Source organism: Segetibacter sp. 3557_3 (genome assembly GCF_004354985.1).
Classification (GTDB): domain Bacteria; phylum Bacteroidota; class Bacteroidia; order Chitinophagales; family Chitinophagaceae; genus Segetibacter.
Map to the genome: position 1 here is coordinate 311,172 of NZ_SMSK01000005.1, position 22,263 is coordinate 333,434.

The following is a 22,263-nucleotide window of genomic DNA, read 5'->3' on the forward strand; positions in this document are numbered from 1 at the left end:
TAAAAGTGCAGCACCTGGTCTCCGGCACAGTACATATCGCCACCATTCTAAAAACATTCCAACCTGAGCATCCCACAAGCATGCTGTACTGAACTTATCCACAATTACAGCTTTTTTGCTGTATTGCACACCCTGGTTTCGGGTTTCAACGTTACTACCTGGGGGCCTGCTGCTTCACCGATAACCGTAGTAGTTTTTTGAATTCCGGATTAATCTTCAGAATTAATCAAAAGCCCTGGCTGTTTCCACGGCGGTATGGGAGCGCCATAAACGCACAAGGGCGAAAGGCAATGATCAATCATGTTTTTACACCAACCCAGTTTATGATCCATTTTAGCCTGGTACAGGAGGGACGCAGAAAACTCCTGGAGATTTACAGGATGCATCAGGATGGTTTAGCTTGGCAGAGTACTATTTTCGGTAACATCTTACTACATTCCTGCACTATTTAGCAGAACCGATTGCCTTTAGTTTCAACAACTTGCCATGATTGCAAAAACGTATTTGTCAATTACTATAGCGGAGCCTCGGACAGGTAGTTCCGTTCTTAACCGCATTCCACCACTTTCTCTATTTTACCCCATACTGCGGCGTTAAAAGCAGCGTAAAGGTTATTTATATTGACCTATAATACCCGGACGGAAATTCCGAAATCAAATCTCCTTTAATGAAGCGAACACTTTTATTCAAGAATCTTCTTATTGTCACCATTGTTGCACTCGCCCTGGGAAGTTGTCGTAAGAAAGCTTTAGATGATTATTATGGCAGGCCCGAAAACCTGGAGCCACCCATTTACCAGCAACTCGCTGCCAAAGGCAATTTTCAAAACCTGCTTGCCGCCATCGATAAGGCAGGCTATAAAAACACGCTCAGCGCTGCGGGTTACTGGACACTTTTCGCTCCACACGACTCAGCTTTCCAGGTATATTTTAAAGAGAAGGGTGTTACAGGAATTGAGCAGATTGACTCAGCGGCTTGCCGGCAGATTGTGACTTATTGCCTTGTATACAACGCCTTTAAACTGGAACGCCTCGGCGATTACCAAAATTCCAGTACCGGCTGGGTGCCAAATGCCGCTTTCAAAAGAAGGACAGCAAATTATACGTTTGTTTATAATGGCAACGATACCGGCGGCAAAGCCATTAAGGTAATTTCCTCCAACCGAAATGGAACAAACTTTTATATAGAAGCCGACAACAACAATAAGTATATCCCCTACTTCGTGCCTGGCTTTATGAGTAGCAAGGGCCTGTCTGCGGCTGACTATAACTACTTTTACCCCAATACACCTTATACCGGTTTTAACGTGGTAGATGCAGCGGTTACCGAAAAAGACATCGCTGCCGAAAATGGGATAATACACGTGATCAATAAAGTAATCACTTCCCTTCCGTCTATTGATCAATACCTGGGCAGCAAACCCGAATACAGCCTGTTTAAAAGCCTGTTTGATAAGTACCTCGTACAGTATGTGCTTAATGCGGCAATGACCTCCCGTTACCAGAATACGACCGGAAGCAGTGAACCCGTTTACACAAAAGTGTATAATTCATCTCTTGCCTTTGCGCTGAACAACGAAAATTTTCTTGCTGCCAACAACGATGGCCAAACCGATTCGTACACGATTTTCGCGCCCACCAACAATGCCTTACAAGCTTATATCAGGGATGTTCTGCTCGAAAAGTACAGGAGTCTCGACGAGATGCCAATCGGCATCATCTACGATTTTCTGAATGCTCATCTTTGGCAAAGGGCGGTGTGGCCAACCAAATTCAAAACCACCTACAGCGTTTTGAATGAGGAGGCGCGTTTTGATCCTGCTGCGGACGTTGTAGATAAGAAAATACTCAGTAATGGTATCTGGTACGGCACCAACAAGGTGCAGGAAGCAAATGTATTTACCTCAGTATATGGTAAAGCTTACCTCGATCCAAACTATTCGATGATGGTCAGGTTGCTAAACTTAGAGCTACGCGGACAGGTATCCGACATTTACCGCAATTACACCATTTTCATGATTAGCAACGACATGTTCAACAGCGCGGGTTATAGCGTTGATGCAAGTGTAAGTAACGTAATTGCCGACCAGTGGCGATACACACCCCCGGCAGGTTCAACAATTCCGGCCAGCACCGGTTCTACCACCAGGAACAGGTTAACCCGTATTTTGAATATGCATGTTGTACCAAAGCTCGTGTTGAATTCTCTCCAGGGCGAAGGTGCCGTAATGACCTATGGTGGTGAGTATATTGGCTATAAGAATAACACCGTGTTTGGTGGTGGAAACATCGACTCCAACAACGTGGCGAACATAACCGAAACAAAAACCGCGAGGAACGGGCGGGTATATTACCTCAACCGGATGATGGACTTTAGTGAAAACGTCATAGGCACCCACATCGAAAGATTAGGTACACCCACCACTTCGCAATACAACTACTTCTGGCAATACCTGCGGAATTCGGGGATATGGAACAATACCACAAAGGAAATTACAGGTGTAGCCAATGGCACTTTTTACACCTTGTTCATACCAAATAATGCCGCTATCATGAATGCCGTAAGGGATGGTCTGCTTCCCGGTGTAGTGGCTACCGGCGTTCCCAATTTTGCACCTACGCTTCCCGCCGAGAGGGAGATGGTGAACAGGTTTATCTATTATCATTTTCTCGATAAGCGCACCATAGCTGCAGATGGTGAGGAAAGCGGCTCAATAAGTACGATTCTAAAAACCAACCTGGGAGATCCCGCAGCCATTTTCGTGAATAATTCCGTTGGCTCACTGCGCTTAACCGATATGAATGGCAGAAGCGCGAATGTAATCTCCGCACCGAGTACCTACCTGAGTAACCGCCTCGTTATTCACCTTACCGACAACTACTTAAAATACATCCTATAATCAAGTATAAAGCCGCTTTATGAACACCATTTTTAAAAGTATTTGTGGTTTGATTATGCTGTCGGTTGTTTGCTGCGTGCAGGTTGCAGCGCAAACACCGGGAGCTACAGATAATCGACTCATTATACGGGGCAAAATAACCGATCCCAAAACCAAAGAGCCGATACAAGGGGCATCAGTATCCGAGCAGGATGCCGACGGGCGTATACTTAAGGGTGCAGCTTCAGATATTGAAGGCAACTATATTCTAAGGGTTACCAATTCCAGGAACAAGATTTCGGTATCGTATGTAGGTTATAAAACCACTACCGTAAATATAGGTGGACGCACAACCATCAACTTTGCGCTGGACCAGGGTGGTTCAGATATGCAGGAAGTCATTGTTGTTGCGCAGCGTGGCGACGACAATGGCTTTGGAAGAGTGTTAGATAAGAACCTGACCACCGCATCACAAAGGATCGATGCCAAGGTGTTGGAAGAGATGTCTTCTTCAAGTATCGACCAGGCTTTACAGGGCCGGCTAAGCGGTGTTGACATTACGGCAACCAGCGGCGACCCCGGTGCTGCCATGAACATCCGTATCCGTGGTGTATCTTCTATCAACTCAACGGGTAACCCGCTAATCGTAGTTGATGGAATGCCATACGAAACAGAGATACCCGGCGACTTCAACTTTGGTACTGCCGATGAACAAGGCTATGCACAATTGCTGAATATTTCTCCCGCCGATATCAAAGACATTACCGTGTTGAAAGATGCAGCTGCTACGGCTGTATGGGGTAGCAAGGCTGCAAATGGTGTATTACTGATTACCACCAAGCGGGGTACGCGTGGTAAACCAAGCATCTCCTATACATTCAAAGGCTCAGGATCGTTTTTACCAGATCCGATACCGATGCTGAATGGTGACCAGTACTCTACAATGATCCCTGAAATTTTCATGAACCGGAATGGGTCAACCCTGAACACCCAAACGATCAGGGAATTTAACTACGACCCAAATGATCCTTACTGGTTTCATAACTACAGCAATAATGTAAACTGGATTGATGCCATCAGCCGTACGGGCTACCTGCAAGATCACACCCTTTCGATGAACGGTGGTGGCGAAAAGGCCCGCTACTTTGCTTCGATCGGTTACTTCGACCAGGTTGGAACAACACTTGGCACCTCGCTCCGGCGGATCAATAGCCGGATAAACCTCGATTACACCATCTCGGAAAAGATTAAAATATTTACCAGTATTGCCTATACCCATACCGACCAGGATCGTAACTATGTTAGCGATAAGGACGGTGCCATACGCGGGGTTGCTTATATCAAAATGCCAAACATGAGCATTTTCGAGTATGATAACCTGGGTAACGAGTCGCCAAATTACTTCTCGCCTTCCTCTAACATACAGGGAAACTACAGTCGTATTTATAACCCGGTAGCCATGGCAACCCAGGCCAAATACAAGGTGCTGGGCGAACGGGTCGTTCCCCGTTTCCAGGTTGATTACTCCATTTTGAAAAACGTTTTAAAAGCTACTTTCGACGTACAATTTGATATCAACAATACACAGAACAGCAGCTTCCTTCCTCAGGTTGCCACCGGCAGACCCAACACAGAAACAGTGGTAAACCGCGCTTACAACGGCGATATCGATCTTTTCAGCGTGACCACGCGGACGAACCTTGGTTATACCCCGCGTTTAAAAAACAAAAACCACGTTGTATCCGCCAACCTGAACATTTTCACCAGCGATTTCCGGTCAATCAACCAGGAGATCATGACTTCCAACACAGCCTCTTCTTTGCTGGTTGACCCTGCTGCTCCGGGACGCACGCAAAATGCCGACCTAAGGGCGCTTTCAAACGTTTCGCAAACACGTTCTGTTGGTGCGGTCATCGTTGGCCGGTATTCATTTAAAGACAAATACATGTTGGAAGCTACCCTTCGCGGGGATGGCAACTCCAAGTTTGGTCCGGCGAATAAATATGGCATGTTCCCCGGTGCTTCATTCCGGTGGCGCGTGTCGGACGAGAAGTTCCTGAGCAATTTTAAAGCGATGAACGAGTTGAGTTTCCGTGCGAGCTATGCGCTTGCCGGTAATGTACCACGCTACGACTATACCTTTTACAACACTTACAGTACATACGGCTGGAGTTACCAGGATCAAAGCGGTGTATACCCTTCCAGGATGGAACTGAGAAACCTTAAGTGGGAAACCGTTCACGGAGCAAACGTCGGTTTCAATGTAGGGTTCTTTAACAACCGTCTTCGTGCAGATGTAGACTTTTATCGAAACCGCACAAAAGACCTGTTTTTCGACAACCTTCAGATCGCTTCTTACACCGGTTTTAGTTCAGTAAATATGAACGTTGGTACAATGGATAACCAGGGTTGGGAAGTAGCTGTTTTTACCATCCCTTACAAAACCAAATCAACCACAATCGGGTTCGATTTCAACGTGTCGTCTAATCAAAACGTCATTCGCGAGATTTCAGAGTTTTACCCGGCCACAAGGGGTAACGTGGGAATAAATGGGGAGTACATGCGTTTGCTGCAGATCAATAATCCATTCGGATCTTTCTACGGTTATAGATACAAGGGTGTATATACCGATCGGGCTTCAACCGTCGCGCAGGGTTCTAATGGCAAACCGATCAGCGGTCCAAACGGCCAGACCATCTACATGCGGTTTAACTATCCTACAGTAGACTACACCTTTCAACCAGGCGATGCCATGTACGAAGACATCAATAATGATGGAAACATCAACTATATGGACGTTGTATACCTTGGAAACAGCAACCCGAAGTTAACAGGAGGATTTGGCCCGTCGTTCACCTACAAAAACTTCAAACTCTCTTCCTTCTTTAGTTTCCGTTATGGCTATGACGTAGTAAACGCCACCAAAATGCTGACGTCAAATATGCATGGATACGATAATCAGAATACATCTGTTTTGCGCCGCTGGAGAAAAGAAGGTGATGTTACAGATGTTCCGCGCGGGATCATCGGTGGTGGTTATAACTGGCTCGGAAGCGATCGTTATGTTGAAGATGCTTCCTACGTCAGGTTCCGTACAATTACCGCACGGTATACGTTCGATCCAAAAACCGCCAGCAAGTTGAAAGTTAAAAACCTGAGTGCATATGTCACTGCAGAAAACCTGTATACCTGGACGAAATATACGGGGCAGGATCCGGAAGTAAGTACCCGTGGTGCAGATCCGTTTCGTGTTGCACAGGACAATTCGATGACCCCGCCATCAAAAACATTTACACTAGGGGTGGTCGCTGGTTTCTAATATCATGGGTATCCGCACAACCAATACGAACAAAAAAAAGCGGATGATTTTTATGGTACCGGCAGTAGGTTGATAACCCGGCGGCCGCTGCCACGCCCGTCCGACCGGAGTCATCCGGGCAGGCTGGCTTGTACGACGGGTTCTTTATTGAGCAATTTAAAATACAAAGTTCAACGCTTCACGACTAGAAGCGATGATGATAAACAATCACCGATAATGAAGAAAATTTTTATAGGGGCCTTGCTCATCGGCCTTGTTGCAGGATTGGGATCCTGTAACAAATGGCTGGAGTTAAAACCACAGGATGGTATTGTAGGCAATGAGTTTTGGAACACCAAAGAACAGGTGCAGGCAGCAGTTACGGGTATATACTCGTCGATGCAGGCAAGTACAAGCGGCGACCGTGCCCTGCCTGAATATTTTTTCCTGTGGGGAGAAGCCAGGGCCGACATGGTAGCCCCGGGTTTCAGGGCCGACCAGGACGAACAGGATATGGTAAACCTCAACATGGTGGCCACAAACAAATATGTCAACTGGCGATCTTTCTACCAGACCATCAACTATTGCAATACGGTTCTCCAGTTAGCGCCAGGAGTGCTTCAGAAAGACCCTACCTTTTCCCAGGTTCAGCTCGACCAGGCGGTGGGCCAGGCACTGAGCATTCGTGCACTCATGTATTTTTATCTTGTACGTAGTTTTGGGGAAGTGCCATTGAAACTGGATGCTACATTAAGCGATCAAAATATTGTATCAATACCCAAATCATCAAGGGATACCGTACTCAACCAGATCGTTTCAGATTTAACTTCAGCAGAAACAAAACTCCCGCTTTCATACGGCAATATTACCACCGACAAGGGTCGTGTTACCCGCTTTGCGGTTAATGCAATGCTTGCTGACGTGTACCTGTGGATGGATAAGTATACCGAGGCTGTTGCGCAATGCGACAAGGTCATCAACTCGGGACAGTTCGGCCTGGTAAACGCAGCCGTCTACTTTAACAATGTTTTCTTCAACGGCAATTCCAGCGAAGGCATATTCGAGCTACAGTACGATGTTCAGCGCCTGAATCCATTCTTCAATATGCACACGCCTCAAAACCGTCGCTGGGGAGCAGCACAACACCTTACCGACGAAGTCTACGGAGTTGATGCAACCAATGCTACCCCGATTTTTGATGTCCGAGGCGATCTTACTTCTTACCGGGGCACTGATTTTACGATATGGAAATATGTTGGTGCCGATATCAACGGGGATAATGTAAGAAGCCCTGATCAGTCATTTGCAAACTGGATTTTTTACCGTTACGCAGACATCCTGTTGATGAAAGCAGAAGCCATCAATCAACTGGATCAGCCACTCGAAGCTTCCCGTATTGTTAAAACAGTACGCAACCGTGCCGTTATTGGTTTGAACACCCAGCAAAACGCGGTTGATCTGAAAACAATGGATAGCACCAGTAAAGGTGGTATGACCCTGTTTATTCTTGAAGAAAGACAACGCGAATTTGCTTTTGAGGGAAAACGTTGGTACGATGTATTGCGGCATGCAAAGCGAAACAATTACCAACAATTAAACTTATTGCTCAACATGGCAGCAGTAAGCATTTCGGGTGAGCGCAGGCAGGCTGCTTTCAACAAGCTTCGCGATAAAAACAGTCACTACTTCCCGATATATTTCTACGAGATACAGACCAACAAACTATTGGAACAAAACCCGTTCTACAAATAACTAAAAAGCTTTTCTATGATGAATAAAATAACAACCTGGATTTGCCTGTTCGCGATCGTGGTAGTTGCGGGAATTTACCTGGCTGGTTGTAAAAAGCAGGACATTACTTTTAACACAACCAACGATGTAAACATTGTTGGCTACCTCGATAAAAACATCGACTCATTTTCGCTGTTCAGGCAAATACTCGACAGAACGGAGACCAGTTCATTCCTGAATGCTTACGGAGCATACACTTGTTTTGCGCCAACAAACAGTGGGGTTACCACATGGCTTGCTTCTGTTGGTGCGCCATCGGTTGAAGCCGCTGACCTGAATACGTTGAAAGAGCTCGTAAAATTTCACCTGTTGGTTGATACCGTGGGCACGGGTTCATTCACCGATGGCAAACTACCTGTTGCAACAATGCAGGGCCAGTTTCTCATAACCGGTGTTAGTGTCGTCGGTTCACAGGCAAGCTACAGTGTTAATCGCCAGGCACTAGTAAAGCAGTCGAACATACGGGTAGGCAACGGCCTTATTCATGTAATTGACAATGTGCTGATGCCGGCAAAAGTGACGATTGCAAAACAGCTGGAAGCGAATCCTGATTATTCCATTTTTGTGCAGGCACTAAGAGAGACCGGTTATTATGATATGCTAAACACGGTGGACCAGGACACTGCGAAAAGATGGAAAACTGTAATTGCAGAAACGAATAAAGCGCTTCGCGACAGCGGAATAACTTCTTACGCAGCCCTGAAAGCACGTTATTCAAATACCGGGAACCCGGCAAACGCATTGGATAGCCTTAACCTTTATGTTGCCTACCACATCTTGGATGGCATCAAATTTCTAGGCGACATCATTACCGCTCCTTCGCACCTGACCCTGCAACCACAGGAGGTGATCAGCGTACAACTTATCAACCAGGAAGTGGTGGTTAATGAAGATGTCTTCGACGAAAAGGTAGAACCAGGAATTCTGCTCATCAGGAACACCAGTGACAACTCTGCAACAAACGGCGTATGGCATACCGCCAACGCCCATTTTGCCGCAAAATTCCGGAAGCCGACTGCCTTGTACTGGGATGTTGCCGCATTTGATGAAATCAGAAAATTAACTGCCTACTACCGGAAACAGAGCTACCCGTTTACAAAGCAAAATGAAGCAGACCGCCCGATAAAGGATATTGACTGGGAGTATAAGGACGCCAGCAGAACGCAGACGTATGAATTCTCAAGCTCAGGATCGGTTACAAACTTTGCCAATAACCAGGATGTGTTCACCATTGCTATGGGGCCCCCAAATCGTTCAGCCTGGGTCGAATTCAAAACCCCTGTTATCATAAAAGGCAGGTATAAGGTTTGGGTATGTTACAGGGTTCGTACAGGTTCGGGAACGGTATCGTCTTGTGATGTGAAGATTAACGGAGAAACAATGCAACGGCCCGTAAACTTCACCGAGTTCAGGCCCGCCGGATCAGATGCCGAACTTGAATCATTAGGATGGAAGCGTTACATTGAAAATACTTCAGGCAATTTCACCAGCCGCATGGTAGGCATCGTGGATATCAAAACCACCGAACGCCACACCTTCAGGCTTGAGCCCAAATCAGGTTCAGGAGCCGTAACCCACATTGATATGGTACACTTTATTCCAATAGACGAAAACCAGATTTTGCCGAGGTTCAGACCTGATGGCACTAAGATCTTCATGTAGTTAAAAACAAAGCTTACCGGCTGTCAGACATCAAGTTTATTTTTTTAGATCAGGTCAGCCAGGAGGGCAGAACTCATTTCAATTTCCTGATAACTGCTGCTATCGATACAGCAACATGGGGTGGGCAAATAGCCTTTGTCTTACCGGCATGAATAATAAAAATGTGATAATGCGAAGAAAATTTTTGGGTGTACTTCAGCTTATGTTGATAACGGGCCTGCTACTGCCAGGTTGTAACAAGTGGGACGACCATAATTCGCTCACAGATCCAATGGTTGGAAAAGATCTGTTTCAGCAGATCAGCGAAAATGCAGCGCTCAGCAAGTTTGCCGAATTGCTAACCAAATCGGGTTACGATAAGGTAATTGCCTCTTCTAAAACCTATACCGTGTTTGCCCCTACAAATACGGCGCTATCAACTTTAGATCCGGCAATTGTAAATGACTCCGCGAGGTTGCGCATGTTTGTAGGCAACCATATTGCCAACCAACTTTATCAGACCACAACAACCCCGGTTCGATTGCAGATGCTCAATGGCAAGTACAATAATCTCCAGGGCAAACTCCTGGAGGACGCCAACATCACCATTGCAGACCAGTATACGAAAAACGGTTACCTGCAGGTTCTTGACAAAATGCTTCCCGCACTTCCCAGTGCATGGGAGTTTCTTGAAACAAGTCCATTGGCACCGGCCAAACAAAAGGCCTACCTCCTTTCGTTGTTTCGCAACGTATTTAATCCCGCCAACGCCGTTCAGATTGGCATCAATCCTGCAACCGGGTTGCCCATTTACCAGGCGGGTACCGACTCAATCAGGACCAACATTTTCTGGCGCGACGTACACGACCTGCGCAACGAAAGCAAGCAGTATACTTTTTTTATGTTAAGCGATGCTGCATGGGATTCGGAAGAAAATAAATACAAACCCTTCTTTATTACCGGCGATGCTGACAGTACCACCCGGTTGGCCGATTCTGCAATCGTAAAGGACCTGGCTGTAGAAGGTTATTACCCGCAATCAACTTTACCAGATACACTCTTATCGAAGTTCAACGTAAAAGTAGGCATCAACAAAAGCGCTATTGTGCAAACCGTTAAAGTCAGCAATGGTATTGTTTACATCATGCGAAGTGTTGACGTCAGGCCCAAAGACAAGTTTCAGCAATATATCATCGAAGCAGAAAGTTATCGCGGATCAAGCGCAGACCGCCGCGGTAATACTTACTTCCGCGACCGGTTCAACCCGCTCACCGGCCAGCAATTCAGGGACGTGCTGGTTTTTAATCACGGCCTGGCCATGTTCAACCTCAACTATCGTTTAACCAATGTACCTGCGCTTAAGTTCAGGGCATATTGGGTTGCGCTGCACGACAACATCAATAATAACACGGCAACATTTACACAGAAGCTTGGTATCGGATCTCCAACCTCAACAGTACTGCCCTACATTACCGTAGCAGTAAACGATTACCGCGAAATTTATATTGGCGAGTTTTCTAGCACCACCTATATGCCATTTCTCAACCTGTTCCTCACTGCAGCTAACACGACTACGGCAAATACAAACCCGATCGTGTGCGATTATATCAGGCTAGAGCCTGTTTTATAACCTTTTAATTCTTTCTGAAACCCTACCAGATAATGCTTATAATACGTAGAGATATAAAAAAGTTGCTTGCAGTGTCGATGTTCGTACTTGCGTCAGGAACGGTGGCTGCTCAAAATAGAAATGCTGGTGACACCATCAAACTGGATATCGCCAGGGCAAACAAAGGAGTGCCTGTTAACGGAGTCATTAAAGATGCGGTTACACATAAAGGCCTGTCGGGTATACGTGTACAGGTAGAAGACTTCTCCGCTTCCATCACCGATTCAACCGGTCGCTTTACCCTTAACGTTCCTTCCTATACTTCAACAGTCTTAATTGAAAGTGAAGGCTACGACACCCGCAGGGTTCCCTTGAGGGGCCTCAACACGATAGATGTTGAACTTCTGGATGAAGCCCATGAATCCATTCACGAAAATGTAACGATGCCTTTTGGCCCGGTTAGTAAAACAGCGGTTACTGCAGCAGTAGGTCAGTATACCGTTGGATCCGCCTGGACCCAGCCTTCGGAATTAACCGATGCCGTGTTACAGGGCCGCATAGCGGGACTAAACGCCATCAGGCGCTCAGGAACTCCGGGGGTTGGTGCAAACCTGGTGCTGCGCGGATACAATTCGCTTTACGCTACCAACAAGCCGCTGATTGTTGTGGACAACATGATCTACGATGCGAATGAGTATGGAGAAAGTATCATCGCAAACAACTATACAAACCCATTGGCCCTGATCGATATCAAAGACATCGATAACATTACCGTGCTCAAGGATGCTTCGAGCATTTACGGCACCAAAGGAGCAAATGGAGCCATCATCGTTACCACGGCAAGAGCAAAAACCCAGGCCACTAAAATTGACTTCGCGCTTTATACCGGCTTTAATACGGCACCATCAACCCTACCGGTTATGGAAGCTGCAGATTACCGGGTTTACCTGAGCGAAATGCTGCAAAGCAAAGGTTTAACACCTGCCCAGATACAGGCTCAGCCTTATATGAATGATGATCCGAACCAGGCTAATTATGCGCGATATCACTACAATACCAACTGGCAAAAGAAAGTGCTTCAAAACAGCTTGAACCAAAACTACTTTTTAAAAGTTACCGGGGGCGATAACATTGCCACTTATGGACTAAGCATGGGTTTTACCCGTGATGAAGGCACGATAAAATCAACTGACATCACCCGCTATAATACCCGCTTTAACGCCGAGTTTAATTTTTCGAAACAGTTTACTGGTGTTGCAAACCTGTCGTTCAGTTATAACGAACAAAACCTGAAAGATCAGGGCATGTCGGATAAAACCGCTCCCCTCTTTCTTTCCCTTGTAAAAGCCCCGTTCTTGTCTGATAAGGAAGTCAACAATGAAGGAGTAGAGTCTCCCAACCTTGCTGACCGCGACACACTTGGTATCAGCAACCCGTCGTCGATTATCGACAATATGCTTGCTTACAATAAGTACTACCGGTTTATGGGAACCTTTGGTTTTAACTACCAGGTTTCAAAGTATGTAAAGGCCAGTACCCTGTTTGGTATCGTTTACGATAAAGTGCGCGAGAACTTCTTTGTTCCGCGCAAAGGAGTTGCAGAAGACACCCTGTCGAATGCCATTGCAGAAAGCAGGATGGGAACACAGGTAAAACGGCTGTTTACCCTTTACAATGATACCCGGCTGGAATACAACAGAACGTATAGCAGGATACATAAGGTTGGTGCAAGAATAGGTATGCGTTACCAGGCGAATAAGTCTGAGCAAGACTTTTCATTGGGCTTTAACTCTGCAACAGATGACCTTGTAAGCGTTCAAAACGGATTAAATGCGTTAAGGCTTGTGGGTGGCGGAATAGGTGACTGGAACTGGTTAAACGCCTATGTTGGTAGTGACTATGGCTATCGGGACAAGCTTTTCGTAAGCCTGAACGCTGCTATGGACGGATCTTCTCGCTTTGGCAAACAGGCAGTTAATGGTATTAACATCGGCGGTAATAAGTTTGCGGTAATGCCTTCTGTTGGACTCGCCTGGCTCATTTCATCCGAAAACTTTATGGCGCATTCGCCCTTTGACCTTTTGAAGCTAAGAGCCACCTATAGCATTACCGGCAATGATGATATTGGCAACTACAGCGCGAGGCAAACCTACACCGCTCAAAACCTCCTGGGCGCACAGGGCCTCGTGCGCAAAGGCATCGCTAACCCTGCTTTACAATGGGAGACCGGCAAAAAACTTAATGTTGGCCTGGACCTCGCTTTTTGGAATGAAAGGGTTAGCCTGAGTTTGGATGCTTACAAAAACGTAACCGATAATATGTTGGTTTACCAACCCCTGAATACCACAGCGGGTTTTACTAGCATCCTTACCAACCAGGGTAAGATGCAGAACACCGGTTTGGAAGCATCCTTAAACATTCGCGCGGTTAACACAAGGGATTTTAAGTGGGATGCCGGTATAAACGCTGCTACCAATAGAAACAAAATGCTTGCAATACCCGGCAACCAGTTAACTACAGAATATGCAGGGGGCACTATCCTTACACGCGTTGGCGATCCAGCCAACCAATTTTATGGTTACCAAACAAACGGGGTTTTTGCAACCGATGCTGATGCCGCTGGTTTAACAAAAAAGAACCCTGACGGATCTTTTGTTGCTTTCAGGGGTGGCGACGTTCGCTTTACAGATGTGGATGGAAACAAGATCATCGATGAAAATGATCGCGTTGTTATCGGCAATCCAATGCCCGACTTTACAGGTGGCTTTAGTAACCGTATCATGTACCGGCGCTTTGAACTTAATGCATTGTTCACCTTTAGCCAGGGCAATGATGTATACAACTACGTTCGGTACCGCCTGGAGTCGGTAAATGGTATCGAAAACCAATTGGTAAGTGTAGCAAACCGGTGGCGCGGCAGCGGACAGGTAACCAACACCCCAAGAGCAAGCTGGGGCGATCCCATGGGCAACAGCCGTTTTAGCGATCGCTGGATAGAAGACGGTTCTTACATCCGTTTAAGGAGCCTCTCGCTTCAATACAGCGTACCCATGAAGGCCGCAGGCTTCCTGAAAAGCACAACGGTTTACGCAACCGCCAACAATTTATTTACCCTTACAAAATACAAGGGTTTCGATCCTGAATTCAGTGCAACACAAAGCATTTTTTCACAAGGGATAGATACCGGCCTCGACCCATTGTACCGCACCATAACACTTGGCATCAGGCTCGGACTTTAACCATGGGTTATTCTCTCAAACGCTTTTTGAACAACTCGTGAGATTGATAATAAGAACTACTAAGTACTTGTAATATGAAGAAATTGAACATAAAGAAACTGATCGTAGCTACGCTGATGTTTGCGGGATTGGTTTCATGTAAAAAACAATTTGACTTAAAGCCCGGCATTGACCTTGATGCAAGCCAGATGTACCGGAATGTGTATGATGCGAATGGTGCGGTGATTGGCATCTATGGAAAGTTCATGGCTCTTGCCGATCGCTACGTGATACTAAATGAACTAAGGGGCGACTTGTTGCAATATACCCAGAACGCCGACGAATATCTCCGCCAGGTGAGCACACACTCGGTCAGCGCGGATAACCCTTATGCCAACCCGCGCCCTTTTTACGAGCTCATCATCAATTGCAATGATGTACTCAAAAATTTCAACATCATGCGGCAAAAGAATGCGTTGAATGAACTGGATTATAATCAACGCTATTCGGATATTGCCTGTCTTCGTTCTTTCCTGTACCTGCAATTGGGTATACACTATGGCCAGGTTCCATATGTTACGGATGCGTTAGAGACGGTTACGGATGCGAATGACATCAGTCGTTTTCCACGGCTTACATTTGATGTGCTTCTTGATAGCCTGATCAACTTTACCGACAAGATACCTTTTAAAGAAGTGTATCCTCCAGATCCTACTACTACAACCACCAGTACCTCGCTGAACTATACACTTGATGCGTACCAGACCCAACGATTTTTCATCAACAAAAAAGTGCTGCTGGGCGATTTACATTTATGGAAAGGCAATTATAGGAAGGCTGCAACCTACTACCGCGAAGTAATGGAAATAGCAACTGTAGGTACCCAGGGTGAAAACTATTACGCACAGTATAAGCTCGGCTGGTCAGGCAATGCCAACCTGTATGTAAGTTATAGCAGGGCCGGTGATGCCTCCACACTCCTGTATGCCGATGGCTGGAGAACGATGTTTGAAGCATCGGATGACCGTTTTAGCCGCGAATGGATATGGGCATTGCCATATGACAGCAAGTTTAGTCCACAGAACCCACTCATAAGATTATTCTCGCCTATTGGTGGAGATTACCTGGTAAAGCCTTCGCAATCGATTCTAGACAACTGGAACAGTCAACAACAAGTTCCTGTTGCTGTTGCAGGTGGGCTTACCGGCATACCTTACGATGCAAGGGGATTGTTAAGCGTTCGGGATATCGGTGGTCAAAAAGTGGCTATGAAATACCTGTACAATTACATCAGCCACGCTACAAATGCACCGGTAAACCCTTTGGCAAAAAATGGTAAGTGGTTTTTGTTCCGCCAAACGCATTTACACCTGCGTTTTGCAGAGGCTGCAAATCGCGAAGGCTTTCACAAGTTGACCTATGCCTTCTTGAACAACGGGGTTCCGGGCACATTTGCACCTCCGCCTCCACCGGTAACCGTTCCCGTTACCCCGGCAATTACGGATATGACAAACTGGATGAACACATTGTCCTACCCTGCACCTTATAACTTCGACGCCCGTTTTGGTGAGATACCCCGGTACAGAAGTGACTGGTATCGCCATATTGGTATCAGGCGTCGTGCCAACGTTACCGATTTCGTGGTTCCTGCCGGTGCCGACAGTTTAATCCAATTGGAGAATGGCCTCATCAATGAAGGGGCACTCGAAAATGCATTTGAAGGAACACGTTGGGCCGACCTGTTGAGGATAGCACTGAGAAGAAATGATCCGGCTTTTCTTGCCGACAAAATTTATGATAAGCTCAGGAAAGACAATGTGGGCGATGCTTCGGCAGTTCGGGCAAAACTGATGAATAAAGAAAACTGGTACCTGCCTTTTAAATTACAGTAAGGAATATAGTAGGAATAAAAACGAGCCGCCATAACCTGGCGGCTTTGTTGTTTTCTATCGTTTATTCCAGGCCATCATAACGCCAGGCGTACGTGACATTGGTTTCACTAAATACCCAATACCTCAATACCTCAATACCCAATACCTCAATACCTTACCCCCAATCAACCTATCAACCAGTCAACTTATCAACTCTCCCCCAATACCCAATACCTCAATACCTTACCCCCAATCAACCTATCAACTCTCCCCCAATACCTCAATACCCTAATACCCAATACCTAAATACCCAATACCTCAATACCAACTCCCCAATCCCCATTTTCAGGATGGAACAGGACGACGCTTGAAAAATATTATTGTTTATTCGACATCCGTATTAATTGGACGACTTACATACCTTTCATACTTCTAAAAACGATTGCCATGTGTCAGAAAATTACCCCAGCTCTTCAGCCTTTTTATAAAGCCTATACAGGAATCATTTCCGGTATCGCTAAAGCAACTCCAGCTGGCAACCCATTGCTGCCCTGGAATAATACCGATGAACCGAGCCCATCCGAATGGCTATTGAAGCTTTCGTCAAAATTAGTTTACAGCCGGGCGGACGTGGCAACCGGGGCTGCACAAAATGTTTCTGCCGGTGCCAAAAGAATGAAAGTGCTATGCAGCGCACTAGCTTATAGCTTAGTACTTGCAGCCCCATTTTGTGCCGTGGCCCAACAAAAAGCAAACGATGTTACTACTCCCCTGCACCTGCTGAAACCCGACTATGACATTCCCTATGGTGCGCCAAAAACGGAGCAGGTAAAGGCAGTACTCGATAAGGTATTTACATATCTGGATGCTACCACACCGGCACAGTTTGTCAACAGGAAAACAGGCGAGGTTGTAACCACCGGCACAAAGGCAGACACCACCTGGGCACTCAAGCAGGGCGACTTCAGGTTAACCAGCTACGAATGGGGGGTTACCTATGCCGGTATGTTGCGCACGGCCGAAACAACCGGCGATCAGCGGTATAGCAATTACACCAAACAAAGGCTGGAGTTTATTGCCGATGCTGCGCCCGCATTTAAAAGTTTGCTGGATCAATTTCCAAGAGCATCAAATGCCCTGCGCCAGCCGGTAAGTCCACATGCGCTTGACGATGCGGGCGCTATTTGTGCAGCGATGATAAAAACACTGCGTGCTGGTGGTAAGCCCAGCCTCCGGCCAGCAATCGACAATTTTATCAACTACATCAGCACAAAAGAATTCAGGCTTACAGATGGCACCCTTGCACGTAACAGGCCATTGCCCAATACCATCTGGCTCGACGATATGTTCATGAGTGTTCCGGCGCTTGCACAGGCTGGAAAGCTCACCGGTGACAGAAAGTATTACGACGACGCGGTGAAGCAGGTGCTGCAGTTTTCAAAACGCATGTTTAACAGCAGTAATGGCCTGTACATGCATGGCTGGGTTCAGGACATGCAGGTACACCCACAGTTTCACTGGGCGCGTGCCAATGGCTGGGCTTTAATGGCCATGGTTGAACTACTGGACGTACTGCCAGAAAATCACTCAGGTAGAAAGGCGGTGTTAGAGCAGTTCCAGGCACATGCAAAAGGGCTTGCTGCTTACCAATCCGGCAAGGGTTTCTGGCATCAGCTGATCGACAAAAACGATAGTTACCTGGAAACATCAGCTACTGCCATATACGCCTATTGTATCGCACGGGGAGTAAACAACAAATGGCTCGATGCAAAAGCTTATGCACCTATGGCAATACTTGCCTGGAACGCTGTTACCACAAAGGTTAACGACAAGGGCCAGGTTGAAGGTACCTGTGTTGGCACCGGGATGGGCTTTGACCCTGCATTTTATTACTACCGCCCGATAAACGTTTATGCTGCACATGGCTATGGACCCGTACTGCTGGCAGGCGCAGAAGTGATCCAGCTATTGAAGAACAACAATATGGGTATTAACGACAGTGCCCTAATGGCCGACCAGTCGAAATAAGATACTATGTTTAAGAAAAAGGTCATTGTACCCTGGATGCTGGCAATATTGTCCACTGCAGGTTTGGCACAAAGTTCCAATAACAATGCAGTTAAGGAGCTTAGCCTTACCAAAGCTGTGGCCGAACAACTCGCTGCTTATCCGCTGAAATGTGTTGTCCAGGAATACCCGAATAAACCGTCGAACATTTTGGAAAAGCCGGCCGATGCACAGGGGCCGCAACAAATGCATCCGGCTTTTTATGGGTGCTTCGACTGGCACTCATCGGTACATGGTCACTGGATGCTTGTGCGTTTATTAAAAAAATTTCCCGACCTGTCGAATGCGGCATTGATACGGCAGGTGCTGAATCAAAACCTGAGTGCGGCAAACATCGAGAAAGAACGACAATATTTTGCGCTGCCCATCAACGCTACCTATGAACGTATGTATGGCTGGGCATGGCTGCTGAAACTTGCCGAAGAGCTGCACACCTGGAATGATGCGCAGGCGAAACAATGGGAGAAAAATCTGCAGCCACTAACCGACCTGATCATAAAACGTACAGCCGCTTTTTTGCCAAAACAAACTTATCCTATCCGGCAGGGTATGCACCCCAACACCGCATTTGCACTTGCATTTGTTCACGATTATGCCAACACCACCAATAACGATACGCTCAAACGGATCGTTGAACTAAGAAGCCGCGACTACTTTTTAAAAGACACCAAAGCACCCCTGGAATGGGAGCCCAGCGGTTCAGATTTTCTGTCGCCCGCACTTGAAGAGGCTGATCTTATGCGCAGGGTATTGAGCCGGGCTGAATTTAAAACATGGATCAACAACTTCCTTCCGCGTATCGCTGAAACAAAACCTGCTAACATCTTAAAGCCAATCGCCGTTACCGACCGGACCGACTTGCAGCTGGTGCACCTCGACGGTTTAAACTTTAGCCGGGCCTGGTGTATGTTCGGTATAGCGCAGGCTTTGCCGAAAACCGATCCACTGCATAAACTTTTTGTTCAGTCGGCACACGGGCAACTCAGCGCGGCTTTTCCCAACATCGCCTCAGGTCACTATGGGGGCGAACATTGGCTGGCGTCGTTTATGTTGTACGCCCTCGATATGTCGGCGGGGGTTGGGAATTGAGGATAGTTGAGAAGTTGATTAGTTGACAGGTTGATTAGTTTGGAGTTTGGAAAGTTGATAAGTTGAGTGGTTGATAAGTTGACAAGTGGTTTTACCTATCCTCTTGTTGCTTGGCCAAAGGTTGGGTTGACGCACTTAACGCAAAGTTCCATACCCGGTATTTGCGCATAGTTTGATCAAACGAATGTTATTGCTCAAATAAATTGCATACCGCTTTTTGTAAAAAATCTTTTGGCGACCGGCAGTGGAACAACTATGAAGCTCCGGTTGTGTCACTCACTTTTACGGTAACAATTCTATTCGGCATTTGTGCGAGTGGCCTTAGTCAAACGACATTAATTTTACATTTTTAATTTTTCATTTTTACCGCTTGAAACATCTTCTACGATTGCTGCTGGTGCTGCTGGTTTCAAACCCAGCCAGTGCACAAAAGCCGCAAGTGCTTTGGTATGAACAGCCGGCAAAAGATTGGAACGAAGCCTTACCCATTGGCAATGGCCGGATTGGCGCCATGATTTTTGGCAGACCCTCGGAGGAGTTGATCCAGCTTAACGAACAAACTTTATGGACAGGCGGCCCCGTGAATCCAAACCCAAATCCTGATGCGCCGAAATATTTACAACCGGTAAGGAACGCGCTGTTTAAAGACAGTATCGGGGAAGCGGTAAAACTTTTACAGAAAATGCAGGGTCCTGATACGGAAATGTACCAGCCGCTCGGCAACCTGGTGATCCTGCAGCCGGAAGCCGCAAATACAACAAGCTATTATCGCGACCTAAACTTAAACAATGCCACTGCAACCACACGCTTCACCGCAAACGGGGTAACGTATACCCGCGAAATGTTTTCATCGTCGCCTGACCAGGTGATGGTTATCCGACTCACGGCAAGCAAAAACAATGCGCTCAATTTTAGTGTCGGTGTAGATCATCCGCTCCAATTCAGCCGCTCCTTTGCAAACAATGAGATTGTTCTAAAAGGCAAAGCAAGGATCACCAATGATGAAAGGCGGAATACAAAACCCCTTATTTACGTGGATAGTCTTGGGCAGGATGGCATGCGCTTTCAATTTAGGATTCGGGCGATAACCAGGGATGGAAAGGTTAGTACTTCCGATAGCCTGTTAGAGGTATCCAATGCTACCGAAGTGTTGTTGATGGTTTCTGCCGCAACGAGTTATAACGGCTTCAATCGCTTCCCCGACAGCGATGGCAAAAACGAGGAGCAATTGGCCATCGATTACCTTAACCGTGCAGCACTAAAGAACTATAACCAGCTACTGTCAAATCATACGAAAGACTACCAGCATTTCTTCAACCGGGTGGAGCTTTCACTTACCGATGCGCCTGCACCTGACCTGGCGACGGACAAACGCCTGGCCGCATATAAAACCGGCAGTGCTGATCGCTCGCTGGAGGAACTGTACTTCAACTTTGGCCGTTACCTGCTAATCAGCTGCTCCCGCCCGGGAGGGATCCCCGCAAACCTGCAGGGGATCTGGAATGCCGAAATACGCCCGTCGTGGAGAAGCAATTACACCACGAACATCAACGTGCAAATGAATTACTGGCCCGCGGAGCCAGCCAATCTTTCGGAGTTAACGACACCCCTTATTGAGCAAACCCGGCGATGGGCAATAAACGGAACCGCAACTGCTAAAAACTACTATAAAATGCGGGGTTGGGTGCTTCACCACAACTCCGATATCTGGGCCCAGACAAATCCTGTTGGTGAAGGCGCGGGCGATCCCAAATGGGCCAACTGGTCACTTGGGAGCCCCTGGCTGAGCCAGCACTTATACGAGCACTACCGCTTTACAGCTGATAAAAAGTACCTGCGCGAAACAGCCTACCCATTAATGAAGAGCGCGGCGGAATTCTGCCTCGATTGGCTGGTTGAGAAAGATGGTGTACTGGTTACAGCGCCATCAACTTCTCCTGAAAACGTATATGTTTTACCAAACGGAACCAAGGGCACGGTCACGATTGCATCGGCAATGGATATGCAGATTATCTGGGACCTTTTTACCAATATAATAGAGGCCGATAGCATCCTCGGCGTAGACAAGCCATTTGCCGCATTGCTTGCAAGAAAGCGGGCGCAGCTTAACCCGCTGCAGGTTGGCAGAAAGGGTAACCTGGTGGAGTGGTACCGCGACTGGGAGGATGAGGATCCGCAGCACCGGCATGTATCGCACCTCTTTGCACTTCACCCCGGGCGACAGATCTCGCCACTGATCGATCCTAAGTTTGCCGAAGCCTCCCGCAAAACACTGGAGGTGCGTGGAGACGGCGGTACGGGCTGGAGTAAAGCCTGGAAAATTAATTTCTGGGCACGGCTGCTGGATGGCGATCACAGTTACAAAATGTACCAGGAACTCTTAAAAGGATCAACCCTCAACAACCTGTTCGATACACATCCCCCATTTCAGATCGACGGAAACTTTGGCGCAACGGCGGGCATAACGGAGATGTTGCTTCAAAGTCACCTTAACCAGGTACAGCTGCTGCCCGCCCTGCCTTCGGCATGGGGCAAGGGCCAGGTAAAGGGCCTCGTTGCCCGGGGCAACTTTGTGGTTGATATCGCCTGGAACAACGGACGTCTTAGCCGTGGTTTGCTTGTTTCAAAAGCAGGCAGTAAATGTGTATTGCGAACCAATGCTCCGCTAAACATTCATGGGGCAAAGGCGAGCACCCGGCAGGTTAAATTCAACAACGAAACCCACTATATCACCACTTTCAACACCACCCCGGGGAAAAGTTATGCTTACGAAGCATTGCAATAACCGGTGATCCTTAATC

The 22,263-nt window shown here is 47.0% G+C and carries 10 protein-coding genes; all 10 read left to right on the plus strand.

What is annotated here, in order from left to right; all coding sequences use genetic code 11:
* The first annotated feature begins 667 nt into the window (after positions 1 to 667).
* Entirely contained in the window at positions 668 to 2,899 is a 2,232-nt protein-coding gene (locus tag EXU57_RS10850; RefSeq protein WP_133268221.1) for a fasciclin domain-containing protein, read from the plus strand.
* 19 nt (positions 2,900 to 2,918) lie between these two features.
* The gene (locus EXU57_RS10855) at positions 2,919 to 6,197 is read left to right on the plus strand and encodes a SusC/RagA family TonB-linked outer membrane protein (protein WP_133268222.1); all 3,279 of its coding nucleotides are present in this window, start codon (positions 2,919 to 2,921) and stop codon (positions 6,195 to 6,197) included.
* Between the two features lie 216 nt (positions 6,198 to 6,413).
* Complete coding sequence (locus EXU57_RS10860) at positions 6,414 to 7,928, plus strand: RagB/SusD family nutrient uptake outer membrane protein (RefSeq protein ID WP_133268223.1); 1,515 nt, start codon at positions 6,414 to 6,416, stop codon at positions 7,926 to 7,928.
* Positions 7,929 to 7,943: 15 nt separating this feature from the next.
* On the plus strand, positions 7,944 to 9,629 hold the full coding sequence (locus EXU57_RS10865) for a fasciclin domain-containing protein (RefSeq protein ID WP_133268224.1): 1,686 nt from the start codon (positions 7,944 to 7,946) through the stop codon (positions 9,627 to 9,629).
* Between the two features lie 169 nt (positions 9,630 to 9,798).
* Complete coding sequence (locus tag EXU57_RS10870) at positions 9,799 to 11,238, plus strand: fasciclin domain-containing protein (RefSeq protein WP_165958103.1); 1,440 nt, start codon at positions 9,799 to 9,801, stop codon at positions 11,236 to 11,238.
* Positions 11,239 to 11,270: 32 nt separating this feature from the next.
* Positions 11,271 to 14,456, plus strand: a complete 3,186-nt coding sequence (locus EXU57_RS10875) for a SusC/RagA family TonB-linked outer membrane protein (RefSeq protein WP_133268226.1) — start codon at positions 11,271 to 11,273, stop codon at positions 14,454 to 14,456.
* 74 nt (positions 14,457 to 14,530) lie between these two features.
* On the plus strand, positions 14,531 to 16,327 hold the full coding sequence (locus EXU57_RS10880; RefSeq protein ID WP_133268227.1) for a RagB/SusD family protein: 1,797 nt from the start codon (positions 14,531 to 14,533) through the stop codon (positions 16,325 to 16,327).
* Between the two features lie 426 nt (positions 16,328 to 16,753).
* On the plus strand, positions 16,754 to 18,334 hold the full coding sequence (locus EXU57_RS10885; RefSeq protein ID WP_243745568.1) for a glycoside hydrolase family 105 protein: 1,581 nt from the start codon (positions 16,754 to 16,756) through the stop codon (positions 18,332 to 18,334).
* Between the two features lie 6 nt (positions 18,335 to 18,340).
* The gene (locus EXU57_RS10890) at positions 18,341 to 19,462 is read left to right on the plus strand and encodes a DUF2891 domain-containing protein (RefSeq protein WP_133268228.1); all 1,122 of its coding nucleotides are present in this window, start codon (positions 18,341 to 18,343) and stop codon (positions 19,460 to 19,462) included.
* Between the two features lie 370 nt (positions 19,463 to 19,832).
* A complete protein-coding gene (locus EXU57_RS10895) occupies positions 19,833 to 22,247 on the plus strand; it encodes a glycosyl hydrolase family 95 catalytic domain-containing protein (protein ID WP_133268229.1) in 2,415 nt (804 codons plus the stop codon).
* Positions 22,248 to 22,263: the final 16 nt, after the last annotated feature.

Excerpts from the sequence above, each read along its gene's own strand:
- EXU57_RS10850 (WP_133268221.1), top strand. The coding sequence starts at position 668 with ATGAAGCGAACACTTTTATTCAAGAATCTTCTTATTGTCACCATTGTT.
- EXU57_RS10855 (WP_133268222.1), top strand. The coding sequence starts at position 2,919 with ATGAACACCATTTTTAAAAGTATTTGTGGTTTGATTATGCTGTCGGTT.
- EXU57_RS10860 (WP_133268223.1), top strand. The coding sequence starts at position 6,414 with ATGAAGAAAATTTTTATAGGGGCCTTGCTCATCGGCCTTGTTGCAGGA.
- EXU57_RS10865 (WP_133268224.1), top strand. The coding sequence starts at position 7,944 with ATGATGAATAAAATAACAACCTGGATTTGCCTGTTCGCGATCGTGGTA.
- EXU57_RS10870 (WP_165958103.1), top strand. The coding sequence starts at position 9,799 with ATGCGAAGAAAATTTTTGGGTGTACTTCAGCTTATGTTGATAACGGGC.
- EXU57_RS10875 (WP_133268226.1), top strand. The coding sequence starts at position 11,271 with ATGCTTATAATACGTAGAGATATAAAAAAGTTGCTTGCAGTGTCGATG.
- EXU57_RS10880 (WP_133268227.1), top strand. The coding sequence starts at position 14,531 with ATGAAGAAATTGAACATAAAGAAACTGATCGTAGCTACGCTGATGTTT.
- EXU57_RS10885 (WP_243745568.1), top strand. The coding sequence starts at position 16,754 with ATGTGTCAGAAAATTACCCCAGCTCTTCAGCCTTTTTATAAAGCCTAT.
- EXU57_RS10890 (WP_133268228.1), top strand. The coding sequence starts at position 18,341 with ATGTTTAAGAAAAAGGTCATTGTACCCTGGATGCTGGCAATATTGTCC.